Raw genomic sequence first — 21254 nt, forward strand, 5'->3', positions numbered from 1 at the left:
GTTAGTGAACATTAAATAAAAGTGCCACAGATTATCTCAAAGTCTATGATTGTTTGGTAGACTTAAGTCATGGCACTAATACCGTTTCGTAAGGCGGTCGAACTTACAGGACTCANTCAGTTCATCGCTGTCCTAATATTTTTCATATCCCCATAAGCTGATACCACCACTGCTTTAAGTGTTGGGTCAACTTCAGGGATAAACCCTAGCAAAGTAAGACCATCCATCTCAGGCATATTGATATCAGTTAAGATCAGATCTATTCGTTTTGAAGATTTTAGGATGTCGAGCGCTTCAGAGCCATTATGCGCAAATAAAAAGTCCAATTCTTGAGTTCTGATCCGTTTTCTAAGTCGCTGTTTTATGAGACGTTCTAATTCCAGCTCATCATCCACAACAAGGATGATTTTTTTTGCAGATGTCATGTAATTTTATCTCCCCTTGAGGATTACCACTTAGTTTGAATAGTTGGTAATGGGTAATAATAAAAATAATGAATTTGAAATTTGTAATTTGGAATTATGCTTACCCATTAGCCATTAGCCATGACTTATTAGCCATGACCGATTAGCCATGACTTATTAGCCATTTAAAAAAAACGTTTATTATGAACACTACTAAAAATACCGGACGTGATATATCTATATAATTCCCATTAACCCTTGACTAAGTAACAGTCTATAGTAGTAAAGTTATTTGATTATGTTTGCTGGTTTGTAAATGTCTGATAACCAAAGGAGTTTCAGTTGCGGCTGTCTAAATTCCTTAAGGGTAGGCAAATTATAAATTCGGTATAAGCTCCCAATTCAGTGTCCACATTCAGTGTTCCTCTATGCTGTCCAATGATAATATCATAGGTTAAGGATAATCCTAAGCCTGTTCCTTCTCCCGTAGGTTTAGTAGTAAAGAAAGGATGGAATATCTTCTCCTTAATTTCAGGCGGGATACCAGTACCATTATCACCAATCCGAATTTCTACTGAGTCACTTAAGCGCAATGTCTTCACCCAAAGCATGGGGGTAAATGGTTCACCGATGTTCTTCTGCTTGCTCTGGAGGGCATAGCAAGCATTTTCGATAATGTTAATAAAGGCACGACTAATATCACTAGACACCAACTCCAGTTGACCAATGGAATCATCATAGTCAGTTTTAATCGTGACATTGAACTGATGATTCTTGGCACGAACACTGTGATAAGCCAACTGGATAGCTTGGGCTAATACAGTATTGAGGTCAGTCAGTTGGAGTTGAGTACTGTCAGTTCGGGCATGCTGCATCATACTTTGAATGATGCCCTCGGCTCTTTGACCATGACGTTTGATAGCGAGAGAATTGTCTCGCAGTTCTGTCAAGGTGTCTTTGATATAGCTAGCTGTTGTTGTTTCTATATGCTCTAATTGTATTTTAAATTCTTCGATGAGTTCCTCAGCTAACTCCATCGAACCTTCGGCATAATTGTTAACAAAGTTGAGAGGATTCCTCAGTTCATGGGCAACCCCTGCAGTTAAGGTGCCGAGGTATGCTAGTTTCTCTGTGGCAATAATTTGCTCTTGGGCTTCCTTAAGCTGTTGGAAAGTTTTACTTAACCTCGTTTCCGCCGCCGCACGTTCCGCAACTTCTTGTTTCAAACGGGCATTTTGCTCATCAAGAGTTCTAGTCAAATTTCTTATTTGTAGATGTATCCTTACTCTAGCCAATACCTCGTCTTGTTGAAACGGTTTGGTGATGTAATCGACGGCTCCGATGGAAAGACCTTTGACCTTATCAACTGTGTCAGTCAGTGCGGTCATGAAAATTACCGGGATGTCTCGATTTGAGGGGTTTGCCTTTAGTCTTTTGCAAGTCTCAAATCCGTCAATTCCTGGCATCATTACGTCCAATAGAATTAGATCGGGTTGATTATAGTTAACTTGTTCAATCGCACTTTCACCATCTGTTTCCACAGCAACCGTAAAGCCAGCATTGTGCAAAGCCTGGGATATAACTGATAAATTTGTCGGTGTATCATCTACAACTAAGATGAGATTTTTGTCTTGATCGTATGTCACTGCTTCAGGATCCTATCAACACAAATTGATTTACTCATAAATTTAAAAATATCTATAATTTATTATCCCTTAACCATGTATAATCCTAATTTAATTTATTAAAATAAAAAAAAATCTTTTTGAGTTTTAATTAGATCAAAGTTAGTGATTATCAATTGATTTTGATAAATGAGTTAACTTATTAAAGTTAGCAAACCCTAAGCCGGAAAAAAAAATGGGTAACCTGATTCATCTGTGCTGGTGCATACTTGAAGCTATTACTGAAAAAGGTGCTTGTTTAGGATTATATAAACTTACCTTGAACTTACCCTCAGGGAAAATACTGACAGGAGGTGGGATTTATGGCAGTTATTGTCAAAGATTGAGAAACGAGCCAGGATTATATTTGGCTCGGAACAAGATTCAAAGCTTACAAGTCATCACTCCCAAGTCGTTTCTTGGAGTAATTTCAGACATAAGCGAGTTTGTTACCTACTTTTGCTTAAGTCCTGATTATTTCTGGATTGTTACCCATGATAAAAACCTCTGCTTGTCTGCTTTCCCATCAGCCTTAACTATGGGTGTTCAACCAGATTTGTTCTGATGGACTATTGATCTGATGGGCTATTTACCAAAGCCAGAATTTCTTGCCACTCCTGATTTGATAAAGGCTTCTCTACCAACTCCACACCAAAACAATCGGCAGCAGCATGAGTTAGGGCATCCACCACAATGTTTATTAAGGCATCTCCCTGTTGAGCCATGGGTAGATTAAAGGGAGGGGGCGCTTCCCCAAACACGTGAGTATACAGTCCAGCATCTGGTTCTAAGCGAATTGAGCCATGCTGCAAAATCACATTACCACGGCGCAATTGAGCACTACCAATCAGTTTAGAACCATCTGCCAACACTAAATCGGCACCAGTAGCAGTGCCGAAACAGTTGGGATTGTGAATATACCCCCGTCCAGCTGAACCATAGTGCAACTCTACACCAAGGGAGCGCCACCCCTGAATCAAAAACTCACAAATTTGGTGATAGGCATCAAGACGTTTACCAGTCAACCCGGAATTAACCACCATATAGGTCAAATCTCCCTGATGTAGCACAGCTCTACCACCACTGGGACGCCTTACCAGCTCTACTGGTTGTGATGCCCAAGTGAGTTGTTCCCAGAACTCAGGCCAACGGCGTTGATGGTAGCCAAGAGAGATGGTTGGTGATGCCCAGGTATAAAATCGCAATACTGGGGGATGTTTTCCCCGTTGGTGCTGGGCTAGTAGCCACTGGTCAATGGCCATCTGAAGCCGCCCTGATGCCTGTAGTAAGGGTATTAAACGCCAGGATGAACTCTGAAGTGGTAAGTCTGAACGATCAGAAGTCTTAAGTGGTAAGTCTGAAGTATTAAACAATGCCATTGTTGGCTGATTTGTTCGAACTGGTATGTTTTAACTTTTATCCTTCACCTGTGTGCTAACATCATCTTGTATCAGAAGATTTTAGGCCGCACCAAACTCAGCTTGTAATAAGTCATCATTGTCATCGGCGATAGTGGCTACCACGGTGATGGCGCGAGAAATTTCCCCTGGGGACAATTCAGCAACAGTTCGCGTGGATAACACGACAACTTGATCCTCGACAATAGCAAAGCGGGATTCAAAGGTGTCATACCAGTTCATTTCCAGGAGCTTGCGCATCAATGTTGCCTCGTCTTTGGCAGGTAGATGCATCACAGAAGACCAAGCTGTAAAGGTGTCATCATCTGTGGAACCAGTGAGCTGAACGAATACTTCCACGCTACCGTACTGAAACTTCCACAAGTAGCCTTCTTCACTGTGGCTTACCATAGCGCTATTGTTTTGTTCCAGGCTGGAGATAACCGTTTCAATGTTTTCGACATAGTTAACGGCAGTCATAGTCTGGTTGAACTCACTGGCAACGATTTCTGCCATTGACAAGTCTTGACTAGATAGAGTGTCAGGATTCGGCTGTGGGTTTGTCATAATCTATTTCTCTGTGCTGGTCTTGGGGTTTGCCTAAGACCCAGTATCACCTGTAGCTATGCATGTTGACACGTTGATTAATTTTCTTAAATCAAGGGTCGAGACTTGCAATTAGGTGAGACAGGCAAAAAGTAAAAGGTCAAGGGGAAAAGATGATTTTGCCTTAACCTTTTTCCTTGAACCCTTGTCTTAGATTTTACCTTTGAGAGACCGAAACAATAACAAAGGCCCTTGAACAGCTTCTGACTGCTTGAACAATTTTCTAGGAGACTGCTTTTTGCTGATTTTTAGATACCTGATTCAGACCGTTCAAAAACATAGGCACAAATTTTTCTATAAACCCTTGTGGATCTTGCTGCCAAGCCTTTTGTGCTACCTGAATCCTGGTCATTTGCAGTTCAGGGGCTAGCAAGGTTTGGGGTAAGCGCTCGATCAGGTACTGAGGACGTTCCCACACTGGCAAGGTATTGGCAACCTCCAGCAAGTTATTGAGTCGGCGCAGTTCAGCACCTGCCATCAGATCGATACCAGATTCATAAGCCGCCTGTTCAATGGCTACATACTGGCACTTTGCCTGTTCTACCTTCTGTCGATGTTCTGGGCTTTTCTTGGCAATTTGTGCCAACCACCGATTCCCCCAACGGACATGACCAACTTCCTCTGGGAAAATCTGTTCAATGGTTTTAAGAATCTTAATATTTTCTTCTGTTTTCGGTGCTTCTTTCAAGGCTTTGATGTGAGCTGAGAAGTACTCACATCCCCGTTTTTCGGTGACATTAATCGCTGCCAAACCAGCGATTAGTCCATCGTTGAGCTTTCCTTGTTGTTTATAGCTTTCCTGGTCGATTAGTCGATCAAATTCCTTGATGTAGGATACTCCAGGGGGCTTACCAATATCTGCTCCTAGTTCCATGAGTAGGTCAGTCAGCCACATGGCATGACGAGCTTCGTCAGCAATGTGATGAGATAGATCCCGCACGAGTTCTTTTGGCTGACCATCCAGCTTTTCTACCAAATCCGTGAGATCCAGGCAACTGTGTTGTTCGTTGTAGCGATAGCGGTTGAGCATGACCAGGTGAAGTTTGCGATCGCGTACCACATGTGGCAGGATTTCACGGGCACCCATGCCATTGTTTGATTTGTGAGGGTATGCAACTGTCATAGATTTTCTCAGGTATCTAACACATACTAGTCCCAAATTCCCTAGAAAAGCGATGCAGCAACCTAGCTATATAATACAGAAGCTCAGTGTTGTACTTCCCTTCTGAGGGATCTGAAATATTAATTAATCAAGAGTTACAAATAAATAAAGAAGCCACCCTCGAGGATGGCTAATGGTCTTAGTTCACCATTGACAAAGTACTAGACATCGTAGTAGAGTGCGAACTCATAGGGATGAGGCCGCAACCGCATGGGGTTGACTTCGTTGTCTAGTTTGAATTCAATCCAGTTGGTAATGAAGTCTTGGGTGAATACTCCTGATTCAGTCAAGAAGGAACTATCCTTGTCTAAGGCTTCGAGAGCGTCCTCTAGAGAACCGGGGGTGGATGGAATTTTGCTCAATTCTTCTGGAGAGAGGTCGTAAATATCCACATCCAGAGATTCACCTGGTTCAATCTCGTTCTTGATCCCATCAATACCAGCACAGAGCATGGCGGCGAAGGCGAGATAGGGGTTACAGGTGGCATCAGGGCAACGGAACTCTAACCGCTTGGCCTTGGGATTGGGGCCAGATAGAGGAATGCGGATGGAAGCTGAACGGTTACCTTGGGAATAAGCTAAGTTCACGGGCGCTTCAAACCCAGGTACCAGACGCTTGTAGGAGTTGGTGCTGGGGTTGGTAAGTGCCAACAGAGCCGGGGCGTGCTTGAGTAAACCACCGATGTAATTGAGCGCCATTTTACTTAGGTTGGCGTAACCATCACCCCAGAACAAGGGTTCCCCATCCTTCCAGATCGATTGGTGGGTATGCATCCCCGAACCATTGTCATTAAAGATTGGTTTGGGCATGAAGGTGACAGTTCTGCCATACTTTTTGGCAACATTTTTGATGACATACTTATAAATCATCAGATCGTCAGCAGCCTTAATTAGGGTGCCAAAGCGGAAACCCAACTCGTTCTGTCCACCTGTAGCTACCTCGTGGTGGTGCTTTTCAATGGGTACGCCGCACTCTGCCATGGTGAGCAGCATTTCGGTACGCATGTCTTGCAGGGTGTCTGTGGGGGAGACAGGGAAATAACCTTCTTTATAGCGAGGCTTATATCCGAGGTTACCACCTGCTTCTTCTCGACCAGAATTCCAACGACCCTCAACGCTGTCCACATAGTAGTAGCACTGGCTCTCGGTTTGGTCAAAGCGAACATCATCAAACACAAAGAATTCAGCTTCTGGACCAAAGAAGGCGGTATCCCCAATCTCACTGCTAATCAGATAGTCAAGGGCTTTCTGAGCAATGCTACGAGGATCGCGGCTGTACCATTCCCCTGTACGCGGTTCCTTAATGCTGCAAATCATGCTCAGGGTTGGTTCTTTCATGAATGGGTCGATCCAAGCCGTTTTGGGATCAGGAACCATTGCCATGTCAGATTCGTTGATTGCTTTCCAACCCCGAATACTTGAACCATCGAAGGGAACTCCATCGACAAAGGAACTCTCTTCTATTTGGTCTTGGTAAAACGAGCAGTGCTGCCAGATCCCTGGCATATCAATGAATTTAAGGTCAATGATTTTTATGTTTTCGTCTTGAATCATTTTCAAGACTTCTTGTGGGGTTTCAGGCATGAATCACTCCTTTGATCAGCTTTACGTTTGTTTACAAAGAAACAATCTTAGAAAATTACTTGAGTCAGTGACTCTACCAAAATTGGCGACAGTGAAGCTTTCCCAAACCGAGGACTGACTGGGTAAGCATCCGAGTCAGTTATTCGCGGGGAGATACTTTTTTTTGAGTGGTGCAAGCAGCACGATTTCCTTAAAAGCATCTTGATTGGCTTTTCCCTTGAACAGTGAAAAGTTGTAGTTCCCTGATTCCTGACTCATCCTAGGGATAGAAAGTAGGACATTATGTATCTAACAATACAGAATGTCCTAAGATGATCGGATCTCATATGAATAAAAAATTAAATTTTCGAGTTCTAGACTCAGTCAGGTTGCCAAACAGGCTCCCACAAAGGCTCAAGAGAAGGTCTTTGTCTGCTCAGCAAGGGAGCCCATGGCAAGACTAGGCTCTGGTTAGTGGCAGGTTTTGGCTAAATCCCTCTATATGGGCAATCGTGTTAGTGGGGGCATTTGGTCGGTCGGTTCTAATTGCCCTGTTTCCTCCCTCTGGGAGTGTCTTGCTCAACTATAAGGGGGTGCATCTCAATTTTCCTGTTTGACCCGGTGGTGCGTTACGGGGCTGGCTGTCGCAACCAGGCACGAAGAGGCGGAAAATTAGGGTGACCGCCCCTAACGCACCCTACAGAACATTTTCAAATATGAGATGCACCCCTATAAGGTCCTATCTATGGTGGGTAACGCCCAATCCTATAGGAGGATTAGGGATGAAAGCAACAAGCAACACGGTACAATCTAGTGATGAAAGATATGTATACGCTTAGCTCCAGGCGATTATAGCGTCTGGAGTTGAGCACACATTCAACTTGCTGTTTAACTCCTGTGGAGTGCATAGTGTAGCGCTCTGTATCTGTTGAGTTCTAGCCCTAAATCTAGGGAAGACACCAATAGTAAATCAAAATTATCAAGATTGTTGTTGGGAGAATAATTTAATGAGGGATCTAGTCACAAACTTGATTAGGAATTATGATAGCTCAGGTCGCTACCTAGATCGGGATGCCATCGATTCACTTAAGTCTTACTTTGAAACTGGCACCGCTCGGGTGGCTGTAGCTACTTTAATCAATGGCAATGCTGCTTCTATTGTCAAGCAAGCATCAGCACAACTGTATGAGGAAGTTCCTGAACTGTTGCGTCCAGGTGGCAATTCTTATACAACTCGTCGTTATGCTGCTTGTTTACGAGATCTGGATTATTACCTGCGCTATGCTAGTTATGCCCTAGTTGCTGGTGATACCAATGTCTTGGATGAGCGGGTTCTACAAGGGTTGCGGGAAACTTATAATTCCCTAGGTGTGCCCATCGCTCCAACGGTTCGTGGGATTGAGATTATGAAAGATATGGTCAAAGCAATGGCAACAGAAGCTGGTATCGGGAATATCGGATTTGTTGATCAGCCTTTTGACCACATGAATCGTGAGTTTAGCGAAACAGATGTTTAAGACATTGATGGTTCGTTGACAGTTGACGGTTCTACGGGTGACCAGACTGGTTGCCCGTACTATAGTGCTGCGCGCAGGGAATCGGGAATCGGGAATCGGGAATCGGGAATCGGGAATCGGGAATCGGGAATCGGGAATCGGGTAATTGCTGATTATATTGCTAATTTTGTCAAGATCGATTATTTTGGCGTTGCTCTAGGAAGGGTGGAAACTAACAAACTTGCCAGAGGCGACCGCCACAAATGATTGAATTGCTGATTTAATTGCTGATTTAATTGCGATTGGCCGTAGGCCACGCTACGCGATTGACCGTAGGTCACGCTACGCGATCGCTTAATACAGGCTTGCTGGTTTGTAGCACTCAGGACGGATAACTGGCTTATAAAATAGTACATAAATACTAAATCACGTCCAGCCAGTATGTGTGGTAGATTCACCCTGACAACTATAGGGGTAAGCCTAGGGCGAGCTTTTAATTTAGATGATGTACCAACCCAAGAGGCTCGGTACAATATTGCCCCTACTCAGCTGGTAGCAACAGTCTTAAACCCCTCAAACGATAGCGAGCGACAATGGCAATTGTTACGTTGGGGTTTGATTCCTAGTTGGGCAAAGGATATTAAAATTGGGGCAAAGCTGATTAATGCTAGAGCAGAAACGGTAGCAGAAAAGCCAGCATTTCGCAGTGCATTCCGTCGTCGGCGTTGCTTGGTTGTAGCGGATGGTTTTTATGAGTGGCGACTACAGAATGGCAAGAAGCAACCGTTGTATTTCCAGAGGAAAGATAAGCGTCCGTTTGCTTTTGCAGGACTTTGGGAACGTTGGAAAAATCCAGCCGGTGAGATAATTGCTTCTTGTACAATTATAACCACAGTAGCTAATGACATTATTAGTCCGATCCATGATCGGATGCCAGTCATATTAGAACCTAGGGATTATGATTTATGGCTGCATCATCAGGTAAGTCAACGGGAGCTATTGCAGCCACTACTGATTCCCTATGATGCCGAAAAGATGAGTGTTTATCCCGTTAGTACTACTGTGAATAATGTCAGAAATAATAGTCCTGAGTGTATCATCCCTGTGGAAATTGATCATAAGTCCAATAGTCCCTACCATTCTACCTACATTTTAAATCACCATGACGGCTTTTACAGTAAATTTTAATTCCATTATCCAACTGACCGATGACCAATTCTATCAGTTATGTCGAAATAACCCGGAGATTAAATTTGAGCGCAATGCCAAGGGAGAAGTGATTATTATGTCACCTACTGGCGGAGAAACTGGTAACCGTAATTCAGAAATAAATGCTGATTTTGTGATCTGGAATCGACGAACTAAGCTAGGTAAAGTTTTTGATTCATCGACGTGCTTTAAACTCCCTAATGGTGCTGACCGTTCTCCGGATGTAGCGTGGATTAAACAACAACGCTGGGATTCACTTAAACCAGAGCAACGTCAGAAATTTCCACCGATTTGCCCGGATTTTGTTCTAGAATTAATGTCTCCAAGTGATAGGTTAACGGTGACTCAAGCCAAGATGGAGGAATATCTAGCAAATGGGGTACGTCTGGGCTGGTTAATCAATCCTCAAGTACCGCAAGTGGAAATTTATCGACCAGGACAAGTGGTGGAGGTGTTGGAGTCTCCTAAGACTTTATCAGGGGAGGAGGTTTTGTCTGGGTTTGTCCTAAATTTAAACTATCTTTGGTAAGCCTAAAATTTGTTTGGCGTTCGTGTAGCGATTATTTAAGAGCATCACTATTTTTTAATTGAGCAATAATTAAGCAATATTTACTGTTAAATCGGTTATATAAGTTTCGTTCGATAGCATTTAGAAATTATATGTTAACATAGGAGGTGTTTTTTTATTATCCAATTAAACTCCTTAGCTCTTAACAATCTTGCCTTTTGCCTCTTGCCTTTTGCCTTTTACTGCAATACGTGTGTTCAAACCTCAACTACAAAAGCTATAGAATTACCATGACTGCTTTTACAGTAAGTTTCAACTCTATTATTGAACTGACCGATGAGCAATTTTATCAGTTATGTCGAACTAACCCGGAGATTAAATTTGAGCGCAATGCCAAGGGAGAAGTGATTATAATGTCACCTACTGGCGGAGAAACTGGTAACCGTAATTCAGAAATAAATGCTGATTTTGTGATTTGGAATCGACGGACTAAGCTAGGTAAAGTTTTTGATTCATCGACGTGCTTTAAACTTCCTAATGGTGCTGACCGTTCTCCCGATGTAGCGTGGATTAAGCAACAACGCTGGGATTCACTTAAACCAGAGCAACGGCAGAAGTTTCCACCGATTTGCCCGGATTTTGTGCTAGAATTAATGTCTCCAACTGATAGGTTAACGGTGACTCAATCCAAGATGGAGGAATATCTAAAAAATGGGGTAAGTCTGGGCTGGTTAATTAATCCTCAATCACGGCAAGTGGAAATTTATCGACCAGGTCAAGTTGTGGAGGTGTTGGAGTCTCCTAAGAGTTTATCAGGGGAGGAGGTTTTGCCTGGGTTTGTCCTGGATTTACACTATCTTTGGTAAACCTAAAATTTTACTTTAGTTAATAATCACCTGCCCCTGGAATAATAATTTTTTAAACATTCAACACTAGTTTTATAGAGGTCTGCTATGGGTCGTGCGTCAAAACTAAAACAACAACGTCGCCAAGAATCTCACGAGGTTACTAACAGCACTTCATCCCGGGCTAGGTACGTATTATTTGAATCCAATAGCTCTAATTACCTAGCTTCATTAGAGTTATTAGGTGGGATGGAACGGTTAAATTGGTGTCCTCATGCAGGGGGAGCACTCAAATTTGATTCTTCTAGTCAAGCCCAAGCCAAAGCTAAGCGGATTGCTAAGCAAAGAGGATACACCCTACAAGTGGTTGAGCTTATTTCTGAAGATGTTAATACTGACCAAAAACTTTAGTTACAACCTCCACATTAGGCTCAACCTCTATCCAAAGGGTGGCACCACCATTCTTGGGAGATTCGGGTCGATAGACTAACCGGGATGGCCCGCTGATTTCTACATAATGACAGTTGATATCGCGATTACCCCGTTTAACTGTAATCACTGGGTCTGTTGTATGGTTTTGTTGATTCTTGTGAAGTATTTCCTCGTTGAGGTAGATGTGAGTCAGGGATTTGCTGGGCTGTTTTCTCCAGGAGCCTTGTGGTCCTCGGCTACCGGGAACTATCTTGGGCATACCGTTATATAGGGGAATCCGCCAAAAGCGACCAACTTTTTCGGCTCCTTGAATTCTGCCCTCTTTCAGGAGTTGGCGAACTCGTTGAGGACAAATACCTAGAAGATAGGCGGCTTGGGTGGTATCTATCATGATCGGACAACTTACTCTAGCGCTATTAATTTATTCGGAAATATACCATACAATTACAGCAATTGCCAAGTTTTATAGGGAACAGGGAACAGGGAACAGGGAACAGGGAACAGGGAACAGGGAACAGGGAACAGGGAACAGGGAACAGGGAACAGAGATTATTAAATATTAAGGATTAAGGATTAAGCATTAAGTATTAAGCATTAAGGATTAAGGATTAAGCATTAAGTATTAAGCATTAAGTATTAAGTATTAAAGATTAAGTATTAAGTATTCAAGATTAAGTGTTGAATCTAGTAATAATGGTTTAGCAAAATTGCTGATGTCTGTGCATAAAGTAGGATAAAAATAAGCAAAAATATCTCTAACTATAGCAAATTATCGAAAACTACTTCTTAGATCTCCCGTCTCCACCCTATCCCCACACGTAAGCATTCAGGCGTCAGGCGTCAGGCGTCAGCCGTCAGCCGTCAGCCGTTGGCCAACGACTGATAGCACCTCAAGTAGCGTGTGCGTAGCACATAAGCTGAATGCTGATCGCTGAATGCTGATCGCTGAATGCTTACCACTCTCGCTTATTCGCTGGCTCCAGCCCTATAGTTCTGACAGTAATACCGTCGAAATCGATAACCAGGGACTTTAGATATAGATTGTTTATCCTTAATACAACCTTGGGCTTTTAACTCAACAGAGGCAGAAAAATTGACTACCCACAATTCTAAAGGTTTCGGCAGTTGAGCCACAGTTTTTTGCAGGGTTTCTGTAGCTACCCTTGGCTCGGTGTCTTTATGTGCCAAGAGAAACTGGGGTGAATTAATGGCAGCATCAACGACTTGGCGACGGTTCAATTCCCAAGCTAAGCCCATCATTTCTCCTGTTTGTTCATGGCTTTTGTGAACTGTGGCAATCAGGACTGGAAGGGATTGAGGCTGGGAATCACTAATCTCTAACATTTTAGCGATCGCAAGATCTGGTCGATCGGCTTTTTGGTAACTCACATGGGATGCGACTATCACTCCACCGACCAATCCCATCAACAGGATTAGTGCTACCCATTGCTGATCTTTCCCTTGGGCAGCTCTCCAACAACTCCCAAAGCTTGCTGCTAGTAACATAATTACGATGGGGAAGTAGACAAACTGGTAACGAGCGGCTAAGGTCAAATCAATCCCAAGACCGTAAGTGATTAATAAGAATAATGCGATCGCTCCCACCACAAATCCGCCCAAAACCTGAGTCATGACCTTAGTCTGGGAGTGTAAGCTCTGAATTCTGAGTCCTCGACGCAACAGTTGCACTATCAAGAGCACCAATATTACTGTTACTAGTCCAGAGGCGACCATAATCGGTAGGGATTGCCCTTCGACTGGCAGCATCACTACCATAGTGATCAGCCAAGACAAGAGTCTAGCTACCGGTTCGAGCAAATTGCTCAGGGTTGTGTCTTGGTGAACCCACTCTGTCAAACGATTACTGGAGGGGCGTGGCAAAATTGGCAGCCAAACTAAGACTCCCATTAATGTTCCGAGGGCCACTGCGTAAATTCGCCACCAGTACTTCCAAGAAAACACTGAACCCCCTGACCCAATCCGCAACCCAAGCATTACCAGTCCCACAGCTGCGATCACCAGGACGAAAAAGTAATGGACAGCTATGCCCAAGCTATTGACAATAATCCAGATTAATGCTATGTAAATCGGCAAGGGAGTCTGCTGTCGAAGCGATCGCGTAGCGTACACTAAACAACTGACTGAAGCGATAACTAATAGAATCCCTAGAGTGTAATGTCGAGCTTCTTGAGCCAGATAGATGCCATAGGGTGACACAGCCATCAGTGCTGCTGCGAAGTGACCCACCAGGGAAGAGCGAAACCCTAACCAACCTAAGCCAAACATGGCTGGAATGGAAATCACTCCCAGTAGCACACTCCAGGATCGCGCTACCCACAGGGATACCAATTGCCCATGGGCTGGAAACAGCTTCAGCCACAGATGGGTGAGGACGAAGTACAGTGGTGGGTGATTACTCTCCGTGATTAGGTTATTAATAACGGAATTGATGCTAGCACTAGAGTTTGGTTTCAGGGGAGCTAAGAGGGTATCTGAGGTAATCACCTGATCCAGGGGTACGCTCCGAAAACTATTGCCCAGGCTAAACACTAGGGTGGCAAATTCATCTGACCAGGGGGGTTTTCCGGCCAGATAGGTAAACCGTAAACCTGCTGCGATCGCTATCCACACCAGCAGTAATAGAACTATGACCCAACTACTCCAGCTCTTGTCCACTTGGGATTTTGGGTTGTTAAGAATCATTAGTCATTAATTCTCTTTGTAGGTAGGAATCAAGGTAACGTTCTGCAACACTACTTCATTATCGTTGATGCCACTGTTGAGTTACTTGAACTGAAATCGGTGCTGGGGCATAGAAATAATACCGCTATGAAATAATTAGATGAGCTAATCATTGGGATAATTTTTGAATACTGATGAAGGACAAGCTCAAACCAGACTGGGCGGGGGATGACTTACTCTCCCGGTTCGTTAATCTGTTGATCGACACCAAGCCGATCTACAAGGTGATGCAACACCAGGCCAGGCAGGTGCTAATTAAAACCGCAGAAAAAAATGGGATTGAGTGGCGGAAAAACTACCAGGAGTTAGAAAAATCAGGAGCGAAGACCTTACTATCGGAGATTACTAACCCTAGCCTGGTCTACCCAGACTACTACAAAGTCCCTTTCCATGCTTATGACCAGGGAAACCTATGCTGGGAAGCTGCCTTTGAAGCTGCCAGTGCTACCCAGGCTATGGGGTTGAGGATTTGGCGCGAAGAAAAACTTACTTGGCTTTCGGCACAAGAACGATTACGAAATAGTTTTCATCAAGTACTAGGAGAGTATAATCCCGAGATAGTCACAGATGTCCTCGACATTGGCTGCTCCGTTGGAATATCTACCATTACGCTACACCGCTACTACTCCAGCATTAAAAAGGGCAAAATCCGCACCGTTGGGTTAGACTTATCCCCTTATATGCTGGCTGTGGCCAAGACCATCGATGAGACAGCAGAAATATCAGAATGGATCCATGGCAAAGGAGAGGACACCGGTTTACCGGACAATTCCTTTGATGTGGTCACCTTACAGTTGGTCCTTCATGAACTACCGCACCAAGCAACAGAGGAAATTTTTTCGGAAGCGCTGCGGATTCTACGACCTGGTGGCTGCCTTGGTGTTTTAGACCAGAATCCTGCCTCCCCAGCCATCCAGAATCTGCCCCCTGCACTGTTTGTGTTGTTGAAAAGCACAGAACCTTGGATGGATAACTACTACAACTTTGATGTAGAAGGCGCAATGATTAAGGTTGGTTTTGACTATCAGACTACGGTAGCCAGCGATCCTCGTCACCGCACTATTATTGCTACAAAACCTGGTTGAGGTGAGTGTGGGTTGTAGCAATTCCTTTTGATGCAGTGGCTAATAGTGATAATTACGAGTCAATCCCAAACTAGTCCATTTGGGATTGACTCGCTGTTTGCAGCTTCCTGTGCCGTTCAAAGGTGCTGTAAAAACAACCCAGTTAGGTTATATAAGTAAGGATATGAAAAAATCAGTAGAATTTTCATAAATTTATGATGAAGACTAGCCAAATTTTTGGAAAGCTTTTTTAAACTAAATGTGAATATTTGGTGAATTATAAAAAAAAAGTAAAAATCTTGTGAATTAAGTCCAGGTGGTTTTCGAGTATCCTAGTCTTGCCCAACCTGAGTTCGACATCACCAACTTTATCCAGGAGTCAGGAGCTTCGAGCTTCGAGTCAGTAGCCATAATAACTGAATTTTATAGTTAATTTGGAATTAATCAGAGTTTAATGGGCAATTAAGCTATGTATTATCCCAATAACGTCTGAATTATTCTCCTGAATTCTGAATTATGTCTCCTATCTTCTCAAAACACCAGCCAATTTCTTACATAAAACTGAGGTTGATCAAGACCTATTGCCCAAGACCTATTGCCCAAGACCTATTGCTCATACAGGGATTTTGGCATCAACAGGTTTGGGGTAGACTCAAATCTAATCCCTTTTCCCTTTCCCCTTTCCCCTGACAACTGCGCCGAAGTAAGATAAGCGCCCAAAGCAGGTTAGGCCAAAGCAGGGGCAGAATTTAGGGCAGCACTATGGTATGGATTGGACTAATAGCAGTCAAACCCAATTGCACTAATAGCCATGGGAGGAGGATATCGAGATCTGGTCAGCCTTGGCCTTTATCACCTTTCTCGTCAGAGAGATAACATAAAAGAAGTTCTTGCAAGCAGCACCTACACTAGGAGGTGCGACCCAAGGGCGGTTTACTCGCCCGCTTAAGGCGCGCACCTATGGAAATTTATAGCCACCATCTACGAGGTCTTCTGGTTATGATCACAGATCTGTCCCCATTGGGATCAGGACTGAAACAAGTTGTTAGGACTAATCAGGGGGTGTCGATAGAACGGATTACTGGCTATCAGCAGGTGCGACCCATGGCTAATTTAATTCTTCATGGGTCAAGCGCACCTATAGAAAGTATGGGGTTGGTGACACTCGATGGCAATCAGGCGAAGCCAAGCTGTCAGTTGTATGGTCTCTATTTTCGTCTTGCAGTTGCCAGGGAACTTATTCGAGCCATTTCCTAGATTTCTTTAGATGTCTTTTGTAAAGAACATAAACAATCAGTTTTAATTATGTCAGAAATTCTAACACTAATCAAAAAACCAGAGATTCCCAAAAAATTAGTAAAACCATCTCAACCAATTGAACTAATTCAGCCATCAGAACCAAAGTTTATGGCTGTTGGGGTTATAACTGGTGAGGTGGATTTGTCGGAAAAAATTCCTACCATTACCATCCAGGGTAAGGCTTACCCACTCTTTTTCCTGCTTAAGCACAACCGGAAAAGGTATGTGCTGGATATTCTCAAGGGGCACATCGAGGCCGGAAACCGAGAGCATCGCCTCGTGGTATATCCTAAGCCGATCCACTTCCCAGACAGGAACAAATTCCAGGATATCCGGTTTGAGGTAATTGGGATTTTACAGGAAGACAGACCCCATGCTTGGGCTGAAGCGATTGGCAATGGGTATTTCATCTTGGCGGGATTGTGGCAGTTTATTCCTGTTTGTAAAGTACCCTGTGTGTCAGTTTTTAGGAACCACAGTGAACAATTAGTGAACTATCTCAAAACTCACCAGGCTACAGAAAGAACTCGGGTACTCAAAGCTGGTCACTGTCCATTATTCTGGCGCGACTCCTCGGTCAAACCATTCCGATTCAATCCTAAGCTCAAGGAGCAGGGCAAGCCAAAATTCATCCAGGTCAAAGCCCGATTTCTTCCCCACAAAAATGCCTTCGCGTTTGTAGAAGAATTGGCACCCCCAATGGATCAGGCTCCACGGTTCTGCAAAGTTCGGAAAGAAGATAAGCAGGAAGCCTTGGCCGAAGCTAAGAGAAGAGCTGCTGAAATGGCGGAAAAAAGAGCTGCTGAAAGTCCTGAAAGTCCTGAAAAAACAGCTGCTGAAAGTCCTGAAAAAAGACCTGCTGAAATTGCTGAAAGTGCTGAAAGTTGAGTACTTCTATTCACCAAAACAATGGGTCTGAAGCCTCGCCCTTCTAGGGCGACTTTTTCAGCAATCTTCAGCCTTATGATTAGCTCTGTTAGTACATCATTCTGGCTTCTACTCTCTTGCCCGCAATAAGCCACTAATCGCTCATACTCCTGATCGGAACATCGAATTGTTAGTTTGTTCATGCCGTCATAGTGCGGTCATTTGTGTTATTATAATAGCATGAAAGCAAGATATCGATACCGAATTTACCCAATACCTGGACAACAAATGGCGCTAGCTAAGTTGTTTGGTTGTGTTCGAGTAGTTTTCAATGATGCTTTGGCTTTTTGTATTAACCAGTACAAATCAGGAGAAAAGAAGCCGAAAAACTCTGAACTTCAGAAACAATTCATAACCGAGGCTAAAAGAACAGCCGAACGAGAGTGGTTATCTGATGTCTCTTGTGTACCCTTGCAACAATCTTTGAATGATTTAGAGCAAGCATATCAAAACTTTTTCAAGTCCTGTAACAGACAAAGAAAAGGCAAGCCCGTTAAGCCTCCAAAGTTCAAAAAACGTCATGCCAAGCAGTCAGCTAGGTTTACTCAAAGAGGATTTAGCCTTAGAGGTGATTGCCTGAAAATAGCCAAGGTTGGAAAACTCAAGGTTGTTTGGTCTAGACCACTGCCTGCTGAACCTTCATCAGTAACTATCGTCAAGGATGCTGCTAACAGATACTTTGCTAGTTTCGTTGTTGAAACAGCACCTGAGGCTCTACCTAAAATTCAAACTTCTGTTGGTATTGACTTGGGGATAAAAATTTTTGCCACCTTTGATGATGGAATTCATATAGACGCTCCTAAGCCACTGAAGAAGAAAATCAACAGACTTAGGAGACTGAGTAAGAACTTATCTAGAAAGAACCGAGGAAGTAAGCGTTATGAATTAGCGAGAAAGAGGAAAGCTAGGCTACAGGCGAAACTCAAAGATACTAGAACAGACTTTCTGCACAAGCTCTCAACCCAGATAATTCGTGAAAACCAAACAATTGTCTTGGAGGATTTGAACGTTGCAGGAATGCTCAGAAACCGGAAACTGTCCAGAGCTATCAGTGATTTAGGTTGGCGACAATTTCGGACATACCTACAAGGAAAGGCGGAAAAGTACGGTCGTGAATTTCGAGTAATTAGCCGTTGGGAACCTACCAGTCAGACTTGCTCTTGTTGTGGTTTTCGTGGTGGAAAACTCGACCTTTCCGTTAGGGAATGGACTTGCTTGAACTGTGGCACAAAACACGACCGTGATGTCAATGCTGCAAAGAATATTTTAGTCGCCGGGGGACACTCGGAGACCAAAAACGGACGTGGAGACAGGCGTAAGACTTCCGTAAAGGGAGCAGCAGTCAAAGAAGCGTCAACCCGCCGAGAGTACGTTCAGTTGTCGCTGTTCGACTAGTAGGAATCTCCACGCCTTTTAGGCTGGGGAGGATGTCAAAATACCAACTCTGCTCAGTACCAACCCAACTCCCAGTCGAGCCGTTGAGACTTTACTGCTGAGGTGTTTGGTGCTGGCAAGGCTGGTAGGGTGATAGTTAAGATTTCAGCAGAGGTCAGGTAAGCTAGCGCTGCAGGATAACTTGCTTGCTTGCTTGAGTGACTATATACTTTCCATAGCTTAACTATAGCGCTATAATAAACGATTAACTATAGCGTTTTTCACTTAGGTTCGGTACATTTTTATAGAAAGCAGGGAGCAGAGAGCAGGGAACACTGATAGGAATTATTTGAGCAAGGACTTTACTTAATCTAGCCAATCATTGAAAATAATAAGTTAGGATTAGAAATTAACCTATTTTATTCAGGTTTAGGGTATTGCTTTGACAAGGATGCGATCGCTAGCCAACGCCCTTCGGGCTAATCGCAACTGCCTTTGTTAGTACTTTTCTGTCAAAAAGCGAAGCATTAGTTTTTGTACTTAATTTTGGGACTTAAGAGTAATTATCTCTGATTATCTTATATTTTATTGACAATCAAATATTCCTGCTCTTAGAATTGCGAATGGCGCAGGACTTCTTGACCCGAACTCCACTCTTTTCCAAAGTGCGATCGCCTTTGGCGCGGCTGAGGCCTTTGGCCACGCTTCGCGAACGCCGATCGGGCAGGAAACCTGAGTATTCCTGAATTTCCGGGAACCAGAAGCCAGAAGGAGACCCTATGGTTCAGTCTTTCGAGTGCTCAATCCAAATTGACCCGGCCTTAAGGGGATAGCAGACTTGAGGGTCTCCATAATCTCGACCGTCCTGTCCCTTTAACATCAGGCCAAAATTCGGAAAATCAATAATTCAAACATCATGCTAAATACACCATTCAACCGCTTCAAGCCAGCTGCTCTTCCCTTGAAGAAAGCACTCTCAAGACTGGCACTAGGTCTGGCCACCCTGCTCTTTGCCGCAGTCGCAGTATTCTGTGCCACAGCTCCCACGGCTTTAGCCGCAACGGTAGAACCATTGCATGGAATAAACATCACTGAAAAAGGTGTCGCGATCCTAGTGACGAGCAACGGCTGCACGCAGAAAGAGGACTTCACAACCATATTGGCAAAATCCCAGCCTCCCATTGCTACCTTCATCCGCCTGAAACCGGATTTTTGTAAAGGTGTTTCCCGTCCCGTCACGATTCAGTTCTCGCTGTCGGAAGTGGGAGCGAAAGAGTTTAAAGTGGCCAATCTGTTTGTACCCAGCCCCAGATTTTAGCGGCGGAAGTTCTGAAAACAGGACTCTAAGTCGAAAAAAATGTCACAAACTGCCTGGTGAGATCGTTTTAGTTATAGAGGGAAATAGCTAACTTTGGGGTAGGTGAGTGTCACCAAGACGAGTTAAACCTTGTTTAACTCTTACCCTATGGTCTCAATTTAATAATTCCCCTGAAATTCCTCCCGATGCTGACGTTACGGTAGAGCGCGGGAGGAATTTTTGATCTTGATCTCAGTTATAATAAATATTAAAAACCCTAAGTTATTTCCAATTGCCCATCTGTCTATGCCAGCCAAGGATATTTTTCACAACACCGTCCGGTTAGCCCTAAGCAGGTGCACAAAATTAATTACACATTTCCCAAAACTCAAAGTCTTACGATGTAAGGGTTACAGAGATTGGTAGTAGGAAATTAATTTTGTTTAGGTGCTTAGAAAAAGATGGCTGGGTGATCACCAAAGATCCTCTATACATCAAAGTTGGCGGATCGGAAATGTATATAGACTTAGCAGCCGAACAATTAATTGCAGCTCAGAAAGATGATCAAAGCATAGCGGTAGAAATCAAAAGTTTTTTACAAGAATCAGAAATGTCAGAGTTTCATGTCGCCCTTGGTCAATGTCTTGATGCAGTCGCTCATGGGGGAAACCCCCAAGACCGCGCTGCATCGCTTCCTAAACTATCGATTAGCATTAAAGCAAACATCACCTAATTTTGTTTTATACTTAGCCGTTCCTACCGATACATACAATACGTTTTTCCGTCGCCCCTTTATTCAGGATGCTCTTGAAGAGTATCAGCTAAAATTGCTAATTTTTGACCCTAAGACAGAGGAGATATCATCATGGAAAGCTTGAACTATCATGAATTGGTCCAAAAAATCCTGAAAACCCACGCTATCAACCTTAACGATGATCAGACAGAAGTTCAAATGATTTTTGATAGTGAGCGCAATCATTATTTAGTTATGCTAGTGGGCTGGTATGACCAACGACGGGAATATGGAAGCTTAATTCATATTGATATAAAAGATAACAAAATTTGGATTCAGAGTGATGGCACTGAAGTGGGAGTAGCTAACGAGTTAGTTGAAGCAGGAGTTCCCCAACAGGATATAGTTTTAGGATTTAAATCTCCCTTCAAAAGGCAATTTACTGCATATGCTCACCAGTAAGCTGGTCTTGATTTAAATTATATTGTTGTGACAGTTCTGTAGGGTGGCCAAGTTTAGTAGGGTGGGCAAAA

24 protein-coding genes are annotated in these 21254 nt (G+C 43.5%); 16 read left to right on the plus strand and 8 right to left on the minus strand.

Annotated features, from left to right (window positions below):
- Positions 1–116 precede the first annotated feature (116 nt).
- On the minus strand, positions 117–425 hold the full coding sequence (locus tag F6J99_RS06665) for a response regulator (RefSeq protein ID WP_293112243.1): 309 nt from the start codon (positions 423–425) through the stop codon (positions 117–119).
- A gap of 317 nt (positions 426–742) precedes the next feature.
- Entirely contained in the window at positions 743–2050 is a 1308-nt protein-coding gene (locus tag F6J99_RS06670; protein ID WP_293112244.1) for a response regulator, read from the minus strand.
- A 214-nt stretch (positions 2051–2264) separates the two neighbouring features.
- Here F6J99_RS06670 and F6J99_RS06675 point away from each other — a divergent pair, with 214 nt between their 5' ends.
- Positions 2265–2633, plus strand: coding sequence for a hypothetical protein (locus F6J99_RS06675; RefSeq protein ID WP_293112245.1), 369 nt, complete (start codon positions 2265–2267; stop codon positions 2631–2633).
- A 4-nt stretch (positions 2634–2637) separates the two neighbouring features.
- On the opposite strand, the gene F6J99_RS06680 is transcribed toward F6J99_RS06675, so the two are convergent.
- The 4 genes from F6J99_RS06680 to glnA form a co-directional block, all read right to left on the minus strand.
- Positions 2638–3447: a lipoate--protein ligase family protein gene (locus F6J99_RS06680; protein ID WP_293112246.1), complete on the minus strand. Its 810-nt coding sequence runs from the start codon at positions 3445–3447 to the stop codon at positions 2638–2640.
- A gap of 81 nt (positions 3448–3528) precedes the next feature.
- Positions 3529–4032: a YbjN domain-containing protein gene (locus F6J99_RS06685; RefSeq protein WP_070396130.1), complete on the minus strand. Its 504-nt coding sequence runs from the start codon at positions 4030–4032 to the stop codon at positions 3529–3531.
- 262 nt (positions 4033–4294) lie between these two features.
- Complete coding sequence (locus tag F6J99_RS06690; RefSeq protein ID WP_293112247.1) at positions 4295–5194, minus strand: ferritin-like domain-containing protein; 900 nt, start codon at positions 5192–5194, stop codon at positions 4295–4297.
- 200 nt (positions 5195–5394) lie between these two features.
- Complete coding sequence (gene glnA / locus F6J99_RS06695) at positions 5395–6816, minus strand: type I glutamate--ammonia ligase (RefSeq protein ID WP_293112248.1); 1422 nt, start codon at positions 6814–6816, stop codon at positions 5395–5397.
- Positions 6817–7802: 986 nt separating this feature from the next.
- Between glnA and apcB the strand changes: the two genes are divergently transcribed.
- From apcB to F6J99_RS06725, 6 genes are all read left to right on the plus strand, one after another.
- Positions 7803–8312: an allophycocyanin subunit beta gene (apcB, locus tag F6J99_RS06700; protein WP_293101504.1), complete on the plus strand. Its 510-nt coding sequence runs from the start codon at positions 7803–7805 to the stop codon at positions 8310–8312.
- Between the two features lie 15 nt (positions 8313–8327).
- Positions 8328–8558 carry a hypothetical protein gene (locus F6J99_RS06705; RefSeq protein WP_293112249.1) on the plus strand — a complete coding sequence of 77 codons (231 nt, stop codon included), beginning with the start codon at positions 8328–8330 and terminating at the stop codon, positions 8556–8558.
- A gap of 174 nt (positions 8559–8732) precedes the next feature.
- On the plus strand, positions 8733–9479 hold the full coding sequence (locus F6J99_RS06710; RefSeq protein WP_293112250.1) for an SOS response-associated peptidase: 747 nt from the start codon (positions 8733–8735) through the stop codon (positions 9477–9479).
- Positions 9454–10029, plus strand: a complete 576-nt coding sequence (locus tag F6J99_RS06715) for a Uma2 family endonuclease (RefSeq protein ID WP_293112251.1) — start codon at positions 9454–9456, stop codon at positions 10027–10029. The genes F6J99_RS06710 and F6J99_RS06715 overlap by 26 nt, the downstream gene beginning before the upstream one ends.
- A 269-nt stretch (positions 10030–10298) precedes the next feature.
- The gene (locus tag F6J99_RS06720; protein ID WP_293112252.1) at positions 10299–10874 is read left to right on the plus strand and encodes a Uma2 family endonuclease; all 576 of its coding nucleotides are present in this window, start codon (positions 10299–10301) and stop codon (positions 10872–10874) included.
- Positions 10875–10961: 87 nt separating this feature from the next.
- The gene (locus tag F6J99_RS06725; RefSeq protein WP_293112253.1) at positions 10962–11264 is read left to right on the plus strand and encodes a hypothetical protein; all 303 of its coding nucleotides are present in this window, start codon (positions 10962–10964) and stop codon (positions 11262–11264) included.
- On the opposite strand, the gene F6J99_RS06730 is transcribed toward F6J99_RS06725, so the two are convergent.
- Positions 11242–11676, minus strand: coding sequence for a helix-turn-helix domain-containing protein (locus F6J99_RS06730; RefSeq protein ID WP_293112254.1), 435 nt, complete (start codon positions 11674–11676; stop codon positions 11242–11244). The genes F6J99_RS06725 and F6J99_RS06730 overlap by 23 nt on opposite strands.
- Here F6J99_RS06730 and F6J99_RS06735 point away from each other — a divergent pair.
- Positions 11675–11848, plus strand: coding sequence for a hypothetical protein (locus tag F6J99_RS06735; RefSeq protein ID WP_293112255.1), 174 nt, complete (start codon positions 11675–11677; stop codon positions 11846–11848). The genes F6J99_RS06730 and F6J99_RS06735 overlap by 2 nt on opposite strands.
- 403 nt (positions 11849–12251) lie before the next feature.
- Here the strand turns inward: F6J99_RS06735 and F6J99_RS06740 are convergent, their stop codons facing one another.
- Positions 12252–13988, minus strand: coding sequence for a glycosyltransferase family 39 protein (locus F6J99_RS06740; protein ID WP_293112256.1), 1737 nt, complete (start codon positions 13986–13988; stop codon positions 12252–12254).
- Between the two features lie 173 nt (positions 13989–14161).
- Here F6J99_RS06740 and F6J99_RS06745 point away from each other — a divergent pair, with 173 nt between their 5' ends.
- The 8 genes from F6J99_RS06745 to F6J99_RS06775 all read left to right on the plus strand — a co-directional run bounded on the left by F6J99_RS06745 (position 14162) and on the right by F6J99_RS06775 (position 21183).
- Complete coding sequence (locus F6J99_RS06745; protein ID WP_293112257.1) at positions 14162–15112, plus strand: class I SAM-dependent methyltransferase; 951 nt, start codon at positions 14162–14164, stop codon at positions 15110–15112.
- A 939-nt stretch (positions 15113–16051) separates the two neighbouring features.
- Entirely contained in the window at positions 16052–16348 is a 297-nt protein-coding gene (locus F6J99_RS06750; protein ID WP_293112258.1) for an AAA-like domain-containing protein, read from the plus strand.
- Positions 16349–16396: 48 nt separating this feature from the next.
- Entirely contained in the window at positions 16397–17278 is an 882-nt protein-coding gene (locus F6J99_RS06755) for a hypothetical protein (protein ID WP_293112259.1), read from the plus strand.
- A gap of 219 nt (positions 17279–17497) precedes the next feature.
- Positions 17498–18712 carry an RNA-guided endonuclease TnpB family protein gene (locus F6J99_RS06760; RefSeq protein ID WP_293112260.1) on the plus strand — a complete coding sequence of 405 codons (1215 nt, stop codon included), beginning with the start codon at positions 17498–17500 and terminating at the stop codon, positions 18710–18712.
- Positions 18713–19607: 895 nt separating this feature from the next.
- Positions 19608–20009, plus strand: coding sequence for a hypothetical protein (locus tag F6J99_RS06765; protein ID WP_293112261.1), 402 nt, complete (start codon positions 19608–19610; stop codon positions 20007–20009).
- 448 nt (positions 20010–20457) lie between these two features.
- Positions 20458–20721, plus strand: coding sequence for an element excision factor XisH family protein (locus F6J99_RS45465; RefSeq protein WP_365972795.1), 264 nt, complete (start codon positions 20458–20460; stop codon positions 20719–20721).
- Entirely contained in the window at positions 20648–20866 is a 219-nt protein-coding gene (locus F6J99_RS45470; RefSeq protein WP_365972764.1) for an element excision factor XisH family protein, read from the plus strand. The genes F6J99_RS45465 and F6J99_RS45470 overlap by 74 nt, the downstream gene beginning before the upstream one ends.
- Positions 20854–21183 (plus strand): XisI protein, encoded by a 330-nt coding sequence (locus F6J99_RS06775; RefSeq protein WP_293112262.1) that lies wholly within the window; start codon positions 20854–20856, stop codon positions 21181–21183. The genes F6J99_RS45470 and F6J99_RS06775 overlap by 13 nt, the downstream gene beginning before the upstream one ends.
- The last annotated feature ends 71 nt before the right edge of the window (positions 21184–21254 follow it).

Origin of the sequence: Moorena sp. SIO4G3, from assembly GCF_010692305.1 — a bacterium.
Classification (GTDB): Bacteria; Cyanobacteriota; Cyanobacteriia; order Cyanobacteriales; family Coleofasciculaceae; genus Moorena; species Moorena producens_A.

Bases quoted from the DNA above. Each gene is read 5' to 3' on its own strand.
- F6J99_RS06665 (WP_293112243.1), bottom strand. From the start codon at position 425: ATGACATCTGCAAAAAAAATCATCCTTGTTGTGGATGATGAGCTGGAA.
- F6J99_RS06745 (WP_293112257.1), top strand. From the start codon at position 14,162: ATGAAGGACAAGCTCAAACCAGACTGGGCGGGGGATGACTTACTCTCC.
- F6J99_RS06765 (WP_293112261.1), top strand. From the start codon at position 19,608: ATGCTAAATACACCATTCAACCGCTTCAAGCCAGCTGCTCTTCCCTTG.
- F6J99_RS06760 (WP_293112260.1), top strand. From the start codon at position 17,498: ATGAAAGCAAGATATCGATACCGAATTTACCCAATACCTGGACAACAA.
- glnA (WP_293112248.1), bottom strand. From the start codon at position 6,816: ATGCCTGAAACCCCACAAGAAGTCTTGAAAATGATTCAAGACGAAAAC.
- F6J99_RS06685 (WP_070396130.1), bottom strand. From the start codon at position 4,032: ATGACAAACCCACAGCCGAATCCTGACACTCTATCTAGTCAAGACTTG.
- apcB (WP_293101504.1), top strand. From the start codon at position 7,803: ATGAGGGATCTAGTCACAAACTTGATTAGGAATTATGATAGCTCAGGT.
- F6J99_RS06730 (WP_293112254.1), bottom strand. From the start codon at position 11,676: ATGATAGATACCACCCAAGCCGCCTATCTTCTAGGTATTTGTCCTCAA.
- F6J99_RS06750 (WP_293112258.1), top strand. From the start codon at position 16,052: ATGGAAATTTATAGCCACCATCTACGAGGTCTTCTGGTTATGATCACA.
- F6J99_RS06740 (WP_293112256.1), bottom strand. From the start codon at position 13,988: ATGATTCTTAACAACCCAAAATCCCAAGTGGACAAGAGCTGGAGTAGT.
- F6J99_RS06710 (WP_293112250.1), top strand. From the start codon at position 8,733: ATGTGTGGTAGATTCACCCTGACAACTATAGGGGTAAGCCTAGGGCGA.
- F6J99_RS06725 (WP_293112253.1), top strand. From the start codon at position 10,962: ATGGGTCGTGCGTCAAAACTAAAACAACAACGTCGCCAAGAATCTCAC.
- F6J99_RS06680 (WP_293112246.1), bottom strand. From the start codon at position 3,447: ATGGCATTGTTTAATACTTCAGACTTACCACTTAAGACTTCTGATCGT.
- F6J99_RS06675 (WP_293112245.1), top strand. From the start codon at position 2,265: ATGGGTAACCTGATTCATCTGTGCTGGTGCATACTTGAAGCTATTACT.
- F6J99_RS06735 (WP_293112255.1), top strand. From the start codon at position 11,675: ATGATCGGACAACTTACTCTAGCGCTATTAATTTATTCGGAAATATAC.
- F6J99_RS06715 (WP_293112251.1), top strand. From the start codon at position 9,454: ATGACGGCTTTTACAGTAAATTTTAATTCCATTATCCAACTGACCGAT.
- F6J99_RS45470 (WP_365972764.1), top strand. From the start codon at position 20,648: ATGGGGGAAACCCCCAAGACCGCGCTGCATCGCTTCCTAAACTATCGA.
- F6J99_RS06690 (WP_293112247.1), bottom strand. From the start codon at position 5,194: ATGACAGTTGCATACCCTCACAAATCAAACAATGGCATGGGTGCCCGT.
- F6J99_RS06720 (WP_293112252.1), top strand. From the start codon at position 10,299: ATGACTGCTTTTACAGTAAGTTTCAACTCTATTATTGAACTGACCGAT.
- F6J99_RS06755 (WP_293112259.1), top strand. From the start codon at position 16,397: ATGTCAGAAATTCTAACACTAATCAAAAAACCAGAGATTCCCAAAAAA.
- F6J99_RS06775 (WP_293112262.1), top strand. From the start codon at position 20,854: ATGGAAAGCTTGAACTATCATGAATTGGTCCAAAAAATCCTGAAAACC.